The following is an 8,655-nucleotide window of genomic DNA, read 5'->3' as shown; positions in this document are numbered from 1 at the left end:
ACGTCGGCGACTGGTCGCCGTCGCGGACCCGCGACCTGCTGGCCACGCACGGGCTGACCGCCGCCGCCGTCCTCTCGGTCACGCCACCCGGCCGACGACGGGTCGCGCACGGCGCCCAGCGACTCGCCCAGCGGCCCGGAGACCGACTCCAGCCGGCGCAACCCGGCGACCGGGTCCGGCCGGGCCACGGCCAGTTCGGTGGCCAGGTCGTTGGCGGCCTCGTCGGCCCGGTGCACGTCGGCGGCGAGGCCCACCTTGTCGCCGCGGGCGTTGCCGGGCGGGCGGCCCGCCATCGCCAGCACCGCCTTGCCGGCCGCGACCTCGGCGTGCAGGTCGGCGAGCAGTTCGGCGGCCGCGTCCTCGGCGGTGGCCAGGTCGGCCGCGAACAGGTCCAGCGCGTCGAGCAGCGCCTCGGCCTGGCCGAGCGCCTGCTGCGCGGTGCGCAGGCCGGTCCGGCGGCCGTCCTGCTCGATCTCGGCGGTGGCGAACTCGATCCGGGCGGCGGCCTGCGCGAGGTTGTCGATGACCGGTGCGAGGGCGCTCTCCGCGTACGCCGCGGTCAGCTCCTTCCAGGTCGTCCCGGCCACCTGCAGCCGCGCCCGGGCCTCGTCGCGGCGCACCGTCAGCCGGCTGGCCAGCCGCGCCTCCTCGCTGGCCCGCAGCAGTTCGAACGGCTCGGCCCGGGCGTCCAGCCGGTGGCTCGCGGCGGCGCAGTGTTCGACGATCGACCGCAGCACCCGCCGCCGGGTGAACTCGTCTTCCGGCTCGTGGTCGTCGAGGTGCTGGCGCACCCGGAAGGCCTCGGCCAGGTCGGCGCGGGCCGCCGTGACGGCCTCGACGAAGGTCACCGTCGCGTCCCGGCCGTGCTGCGCCTGCGCGAACGAGAGTTCCTGCTCGCTCGTGCACAGAGCGTTGTCGGCGGCGACCAGCGCCGCGTCCGCCTGCGCGAGCAGGCGGGCGGTCGAGAGGTCGCCGCCGAGGTCGAGGGTGTCGGCGTCGTGGTCGGACGCTGCCGGTGGCGGGCCGGCCCGTTCGGCCGGGCCCGCCGGGCCGGCGGTGCGGGTCGGCGCGGTGAGCGCCGGGCCGACCTGGTCCGGTGGCGCCCACGCCGAAGCCGGCGGCTCGTCGAGGGCGGCCTCGGCCAGCGTCTCCTCGACGGTCCGGGCGGCGGTCGGTTCGGGCTCGGGGCGGTTGCGGTTGCGGCGGAAGGGGTTTCTGCGCCGGCCGTGGCCGGCGTCCGATCCAAGGCGGTGCCGGGGCGCGGACCGGTCGGCGGCCCGGCGGCGGGCGACCGCCAGCACGACCACCACCACGCCCACGACGAACAACACGCACGCCAACAGCGACAGTGCGTTGTTGTCGCCCGATGCCGCCGACATGCGGTCAGGCTATTCGCGAGCGGTCTTTCCGTCTGCCGAATCGGCAGTCACCGATCCGCGAGCGCTTCGGCGAGCGCGCCGCGCACGTCGGGATAGCGGAACGGGAACCCCTCCCGCCCCAACACGCCCGGGACGGCCCGCGTGCTCATCACGGCGAGTTCGGCGACGCCGCCGACCGCGACCCGCACGCCGAACTCCGGGATGGGCAGGACGGCCGGGCGGCGCAACGCGGCACCGAACGCCTTGGTGAACTCGCCGTTGGTGACCGGCAGCGGGCTGGTCACGTTGACCGGGCCGGCGACCTCGGTGCGCTGCTCCAGCAGGAAGCCCACGGCGTTGAGCCAGTCGTCGAGGGAGATCCACGGGACCCACTGCCGGCCGCCCGCGATCGGGCCGCCGACGCCGAGCCGGAACGGGAGCATCTGCGGCTTCAGGAAACCTTCGTTCTTCTCCAGGGGTACGCCGCTGCGCAGCAGGACCACCCGTACCCCGGCTTCCTCGGCCGGCCGGGTCGCCGCCTCCCAGACCCGGCACAGGTCGGGAAAGAAGCCCTCGCCCGGTGTGTCGGTCTCGTCGACCACCCGGTCGCCGGTGTCGCCGTAGATGTTGATGCCGCTGGCGCTGATGAAGGTCGCCGGCGGTGAGCTGTGCTTGGCCATCGCCTCGGCCAGCGTGCGGGTCGGCTCGACCCGGCTGTCGCGCAGCAGCCGCCGGTAGGCCGGGGTCCAGCGCTGGTCGCCGATGTTGGCACCGGACAGGTTGATCACCGCGTCGACGCCGTCGAGGGCCTCCAGGGCGAGCTGGCCCGACGCGGGGGTCCAGCGGATCTCGTCAGCGCCTCTCGGGGCGCGTCGGACCAGACGGACGATCTCGTGGCCGCGCAGCGGGCCGGTGATGAGCCGGTTGCCGAGGAAGCCGGACGCGCCGGCCATGAGGATCCGCATGCGTCCCATTCTCCGGCCTGGCGGCGCCGCGCGCGCGTTCCGCGGGGCCGGTGTTGTCGGTGGTCGCGGGTAGCCTGTCCGCGTGCGGACGACGCGGGGAGGCGCCAGCCCGGTGATGATCGGGCGCGATCGCGAGCTGCGCCAGCTCAGAAAGCTGGTCGCGGCCCGCCGGTCCGGCGTGGCGATGATCGCGGGCGAGCCCGGGGTGGGCAAGACCCGACTGGTCCGCGAGCTGCTGTCCATGCTCGACGCCGACACCGTCGTGCTCGTCGGCCAGGCCGAGCCGGGCTCGCTCTCCCGGCCCTACGAGGTGCTGATGGACGCCCTCGACGGCCGCGACGGTGTCGATCCCGCGCTGCTGGCCGAGCTCGGCGACTCCGCGCGCAGCCCCGTCGAGCGGCTGCACAGCGGCGTCCGCCTGGTCACCGAGCTGATCGCCGGGCGGCCCGCCGTCATCGTCTTCGAAGACCTGCACTGGGCCGACTCCGAGAGCGCCGCCCTGTTCGAGCGCATCGCCGACATCGAGGGCCCGCAGGTGCTGATCGGCTCCTTCCGGCCGGCCGAGGTGACCGGCCGCGACCCGGTGACGGCGCTGCTCGCCCGGCTCGGCCGCCGCCACTCGCTGACCCGGCTCGACCTGCACCCGTTCGACGAGTCCGACACCGCGACGCTGCTGGCCGCCGTCACCGGCCGCCCCGCACCGCCGCGGGCGGTGGCCGCGCTGCACCAGCGCACCGGGGGCAACCCGTTCTTCCTCGAAGAACTGCTCCGCGGCCACGAGGGCGACGACCTCGCCGCGGTCTACGAGCAGCCGTTGCCGTGGAGCCTGGCCGAGGTGCTCCGCCGCCAGGTCGACGACCTCGAGCCCGAGCAACGCCGCATCGTCGAGGCCGCCTCCGTGCTCGGCCACCGCGTGCACTTCGACCTGCTGGCCGCCGTGACCTCCGCCGGCGAAGACGAGCTGATCCGCGCCCTGGGCGCGCTGGTCGCCCGCGACGTGCTGGTCGAGACCGGCGAAGACGAGTTCAGCTTCCGCCACGCCCTGCTCCGCGAGGCGATCGCCGGCCACCTGATCGGCCGCCAACGCCGCCGCCTGCACGAGGCCGCGCTCGAGGCCCTGCTCGCCGACACCGAGGGCCGCCTGCCCCACGACCCGGCGATGGTCGCCCACCACGCCCAGGCCGCCGGCCGCTACGACGACATGCTCACGGCGGCCCGCCGCGGCGTCGCGCTCTACCTGTCGATCGGCTCGGCCTACCAGGCGCTCGAGCTGGCCGAGATGGGCCTGGCCGAAGACGCCGAAGACCCGTCCCTGCTGGCCGGCGCCGCCCGCGCGGCCTGGCTCGCGGGGTTGCTGCCCGACGCGATCGGCTATGCCCGCCGCTGGCGCGACCGGGCCCGCTCGGCGACCGACCGCAACGACGCCCTCTACCTGATGATCCGGCTGGCCTGGGAAGCCGACGAGCTGGCCGAGATGGACGAGCTGACCCACGAGGTCGAGCTGCTGATCGCCGAGCTGCCACCGGGCGCCGACCAGGCCCTGGCGATGACCGCGGTGGCCCAGTCGTCGATGCTGCGCGACGAGACCGCCGAGGCGATCGCCTGGGCCGACCGCGCCCTGGCCCTGGCCGACGAGCTCGACCTGCCCCGCATCCGCTTGGCCGCCCTGGTCGAGAAGGGCCTGGCGATGACCGAGTGGCCGTCGACGGCGGCCGAGGGCCAGGCCATCCTGTCGGGCCTGATCGACGAGGCCGAGAAGGCGGGCGAGTGGGTGCTCGCCGCGCGGGCACTCAACGAGCTGGTCCAGGGCGTCCCACCCAACTCCCCGGCCGAGCACACCGAGCTGTTGGAGCGGATGCGCGTCGACGCCGAGCGGGCGGGCTTCGAGTCGCTGGCGGTCGCGGCCTACTACCAGGGCCGTGCCCGCATCGCGATGCGCGAGGGTGACCTGCGCACCGCGATCGCCGCGCTGGAGCAGGGCCGTGACCGCGACCGCAGCTACCTGCGCCGTGGCCGCTGGGCCGACTACCACGCGGTCTTCCTGGCCGGGCTCTACCTGGAGTCCGGCGACCACGAAGCCGTGGCCGACATCATCGAGTCGCTGCGCACCGGCTTCACCATCGAGCCGCTGACGATCCCCGGCCTGGCCTTCCACCTGGCCTGCCGCCGCCCCGGCTCCGGCGACGTCTCGGCGCTGCTCGACGAGGTGCTGGTCGCGGTGGCCGACCAGACCTGGCGCAGCGGTTCACAGGCACACGACCTGCTCTCCGCGGCGATCGAGGCCGGCCTGCCGGCGGAGCGCCTCACCGAGCTGACCCGCGCCCTGGTCGACGACAACGTCTGGGACGACTACCGCACGCTGGTCGACTCCCAGCTCGCCGAGGTCGGCGGCCGGCTGGCCGAGGCGCTGGCGGGCTACCAGGCGGTGTGCGGCTCCCAGATCCTGTTCCCCTCGGTGCGCGGCACGGCGGCCGTCGGCGCGGCGCGCTGCGCCCTCGCCCTCGACCGCACGGCGGAGGCAGACGTCGAGGCCGCACGGGCCACCGAGTTGCTGGCCCGCTGGGGCGGCTGGCGGGTGGCCGCCCTCGACCGCGTCCGCGACCAGTTGGGCCTGACCCCCCGCGAGGGCGACCGCGCGGTCACCGGAGCGGCGGCCCTGACCCCCCGCGAACGCGAGGTGGCGCTGCTCATCGCCGACGGCCTGACCAACGCCGAACTGGCGAAGCGCCTCTACATCTCACCCAAGACGGCGGCCGTCCACGTGAGCAACATCCTGCACAAGCTCGGCGTCTCTTCGCGCACCCAGGTCGCCTCGGTCGTCGGGCGATAGGCCCAGATGGTCAGCCTTATCGGTTGGCGAGCTGATCCACGGCGCAGCAGCCCGTTGACAACGAGTTCGCATCACGCGAGCGGGCTCTGCACGTCAATCCGCGCCACGCCCGATGGTCGACGCATTTCCGAACAGCACCATGACGGGAGAGCGGCAGGTTTTGCCCGCCCCACCGGGCAACGTGTCGCCGGTCAAGCTCATCATCACCGCGGGGCGGGCTCGATCTTCATAAATGCCCAGCGTCGTGCCAGGTCTGGACGCTGGGTGAGCGTCTGCTTCACCACTTCGTGTACCCGAGTGAGGGTCGATCGGCCGCCAACCGTCAATCCGAGTTCGTGGCAGCGAACAATTGCCTCGACGGTGATCTGCAGGTCGGCCGGCTCGGCCAAGAACTCCTCGAGACCTTGGGCCAGAACGGCGCGCAGAAGTAGGTCGGCTTCGCCGTCCCGGCCGAGAAATGCGAGCAGGCACCTGACGAAATGGTTGGGTAACTCCTTTGCGAAATCGATGCCCTGGGCCACCCACAGCCGCTTGATCAGCTCGGCGGCGAGAGCTGGCGGCACCTGGACGTCGGTCGCCAATCGGTCGAGGACGAGCCCGGCGAAGGCGATCCGTTCCTCTTGACTCCAGGGCATCCATGGGTAGGCCGCGGCTCTGACCACCCGCTCGTAGGTCTCTCGCTGTTCGTCGGGGCTCGGGCGGCCGACGGGGGCGAGCCAGGCGTCCAGTAATAAGTGCGCGGTGGACAGAGCAGTTCCCGGACCCCAGTCGATGAAGCTATGAGTACTGGAGCCGAGCGTGCGCGCCAACGGTTCGACGGCATGACCGACGACGTCGTCGACTTTTTCGCATTCGAAATTCGCCCTATGCAGGAAAGCCCCAGGGACTTCGCTCCAGGCAGTGAGGCCCTCGCTGTGGTCGCTATGGGGCGGGACGCTGTAGGTCCAGTGGGGATCGATGGGCGCGGCATCGGATGGCTTTCCGCGCCATGTGAGCCGAATCGTTCGCGTTCCTTCGCGCCAGCCTCGTTCGACCCGGATCACCGAGACAAGGCCAGCCCACGGGTCGGTGGGAAGCTGGGAACGCCACAGCAGCGTCTGGCGGCGCCAGGCCTCGACCACCTCGTCGCCGGTCGGGCAGAGGTTTGAGTACCAGACTTCTCCGTTCGCGCAGAGGGTCAGGATCAGGAGGTTGGCGCTGTAGGCGGCGTAGCGGGCCGCGTCCGGGAGGCGTTGCGGTCGGTAGGCGCCGAACCGCCGTGCGGCGGGTGCCTCGCCAGCACCCTTGTAGAGCCTGGTGGTGAGGCGAGCCACCTCCTGCTGGCCGCCCATCGCGAGCTTCTCCTCGATGAAGCCCGGGATCGCGGTCGAGAAGGTGAGCGGCGAGTAGGAGAGCAGCGCGTGCAGCAGGTCGTCGTCGACCGGGGCGGCGGCCAGCGATGTCACCGTCACGTGCTCACGGGCCGCCATGTCGTGCAGCACCTGGCAGGTGAGCCGGGCGACCAGGAACTCGCCGAACGTCGCGTGCAGGAACTCGTAGGTTTCCCGGCGGTCGGCGCCCCCGGTCGTCGCGGCCGCGCGATGGACGAAGAAGAATCGGCCGATCATCAGTTCGGCGGCCCGCAGCGGCACCCGCATGCCGGTGCCGGGCGCCGGCGGGCGGGGGATCCCGAACAAGGCCGGCAGGTCGGCCTCGAGTTCCGCTTCGGTGATCCACAGAGTGCCGCGGTTGTGCATCGCGAAGCCGACGACCGACAGCGTGCGCAGTTCCTCCTCGACGGCCTGCGCCAACGCGGCGTCCGACAGGCCCTGCCGGTGTTTCTGGATCTCGCGGCGGGCGAAGGCGGTGAGGAGGCGCTCGTAGAGCTCGTACTGGCCGATGCCCGCCCCGAGCTTTTGCAGCGCGTTGCCGTCGGCGTCGTAGATGGCGAGCATCAGCAGGAGCAAGGGCTGTTCGGCGAGCGCGGGTTGGGCCAGGACCGCCTCGGGGGACAGCGGCGCCACACCCGCGGCCCGGAAGGACGGCTCGTTCGCGTCGTTCCAGACGCGCAGCCAGGCGTCGATCCTGGGCACGTCGAACGGCTCCAGCCGGAGCAAAACCGTTCCGGACGGCGCGAACGCCCGGTCGGCCACCGCCGTGCGGCTGGTCACCACGACGGCGACCGGGCGGCCCTGCACCGCCTCGCGGCGCTGGAACTCCGCCACCTTGCCCAGGTAGTCGGTGTGGCTGACGCCGACCGCCTGGAGTAGCTCGTCGAAACCGTCGAGCAGCACGACCGGCAACGCGTCTCCCGCCGAAGCGACCAAGGCCGGCCACTCCAGCCGTTCGCCGGTGGCCTTCCGGATCGCCTGTTCGAGTTGCTCCTGCAGATCGGCGGCGGCGTGCACGTCGCGCAGCGGCACGCGGATGGGCACGAAGTCCGCTGCCGGCAGCCGGGCCGCGAGCACCTTGGTGAGCACCGATTTGCCCGAGCCGGGCTGGCCGAGCACCAGCAGCGGCGCGGCCAGGGCGAAACTCGACGTCAGGTGCCCGACCAGGAACTCGTCGAGATCGTCGCGGACCTCCTGCCGTGCCCACCAATCCTCGTCGTTCGGCTTGTCCGACCCGCTGATCTCGCCGACCCGGAACCGCGGCGCGAGATAGGCGGCGCCGAGCGTGGGCACGCGCAGCCCGTCGGGCGCCTCACCACCGCTCACCACCGGCAGATCCAACTCTGCCCGGTAGGCGCGGGCCAGCCCTTTGCGACGGGCGTCGGGGTCGTCACCGGCCGAGCCGCGGGCCAGTGCCTCCTCGAGCCGCGAAAGACCGGCCCGCAACTCGGCGCGGGTCGCCGCGTGCTCACCCAGGTTGACCCAGAAACCGACCTCGGGAAACTCCACCGCGAGCTGACGGAGGAGCTCGAAGTAGCGGCGGATGGCCGGGGCCACACACGAGGTGAGTTGCTCGAAGAACGCCGCGCGGTCGGGCCCGGACAGTCGTTCGCCCAGAGCCAGCCCGCCGACGAACTCGAAGAGATTGTCGCAGATGCCCACATAGAATTCGTTCAGTTCGAAACGGATGGCGTCGTGCCCACGGTGGGCCAACGGAAGCGGCGGCACCCCGGAGAACAGGTCGTGCAACAGGTCGGTCGTCGGACTGCCGCCGGCGATGGTCAACTGCTCGGCCGGGGTCAGTTCGAGGTCGGCGAAGCGGAACGGGAGGTCGGCCTCCTGAAGCGCTTCGAAGAACGCGACCACGACGATGACCGTGTGCGCCGCTTCGAAGCGCTGGGTGCGGTCGTAGCGGGACAGGCCCCTGCGGCGTTCGGAGGCGCGCCGCACCAGGTCGTGTGACAGGCGGATGAAGTCGGTCTTGGCGTCGAACAGGGCCAGCACGCCTGGGAACGCGACCGACAGCCCGAGCATCAGTCCACCGGTCGCCTTGTCGAGCGTCTTGACCAACGCGCTTTCGCCACCGCCGAGAAGGCGGGCCGCGTCCGCGTAGCCGAGCGTGTGCGCCATCC

The 8,655-nt window shown here is 72.5% G+C and carries 3 protein-coding genes and 1 pseudogene; 1 reads left to right on the top strand and 3 read right to left on the bottom strand.

Going from position 1 to position 8,655, the window contains the following annotated elements; translation table 11 throughout:
* Window positions 1-1,379, bottom strand: a pseudogene (locus AB0J74_RS34750) (hypothetical protein); the annotation flags it as partial.
* A gap of 47 nt (window positions 1,380-1,426) precedes the next feature.
* The gene (locus tag AB0J74_RS34745) at window positions 1,427-2,323 is read right to left on the bottom strand and encodes a TIGR01777 family oxidoreductase (RefSeq protein WP_363456064.1); all 897 of its coding nucleotides are present in this window, start codon (window positions 2,321-2,323) and stop codon (window positions 1,427-1,429) included.
* Between the two features lie 82 nt (window positions 2,324-2,405).
* Here AB0J74_RS34745 and AB0J74_RS34740 point away from each other — a divergent pair, with 82 nt between their 5' ends.
* Entirely contained in the window at window positions 2,406-5,153 is a 2,748-nt protein-coding gene (locus tag AB0J74_RS34740; protein WP_363456061.1) for an AAA family ATPase, read from the top strand.
* A 203-nt stretch (window positions 5,154-5,356) separates the two neighbouring features.
* Here the strand turns inward: AB0J74_RS34740 and AB0J74_RS34735 are convergent, their stop codons facing one another.
* Window positions 5,357-8,653 carry a hypothetical protein gene (locus tag AB0J74_RS34735; protein WP_363456058.1) on the bottom strand — a complete coding sequence of 1,099 codons (3,297 nt, stop codon included), beginning with the start codon at window positions 8,651-8,653 and terminating at the stop codon, window positions 5,357-5,359.
* Between the last annotated feature and the right edge of the window lie 2 nt (window positions 8,654-8,655).

The organism is Asanoa sp. NPDC049573, assembly GCF_040676615.1.
Taxonomy (GTDB): Bacteria; Actinomycetota; Actinomycetes; order Mycobacteriales; family Micromonosporaceae; genus Asanoa.
The sequence above is the reverse complement of the archived record's forward strand: the minus strand, read 5'-3'. Positions and strand labels throughout refer to the sequence as shown.

What these genes read in the sequence shown, in the direction of transcription:
- AB0J74_RS34735 (WP_363456058.1), bottom strand. Translation starts at nt 8,653, where the DNA reads ATGGCGCACACGCTCGGCTACGCGGACGCGGCCCGCCTTCTCGGCGGT.
- AB0J74_RS34745 (WP_363456064.1), bottom strand. Translation starts at nt 2,323, where the DNA reads ATGCGGATCCTCATGGCCGGCGCGTCCGGCTTCCTCGGCAACCGGCTC.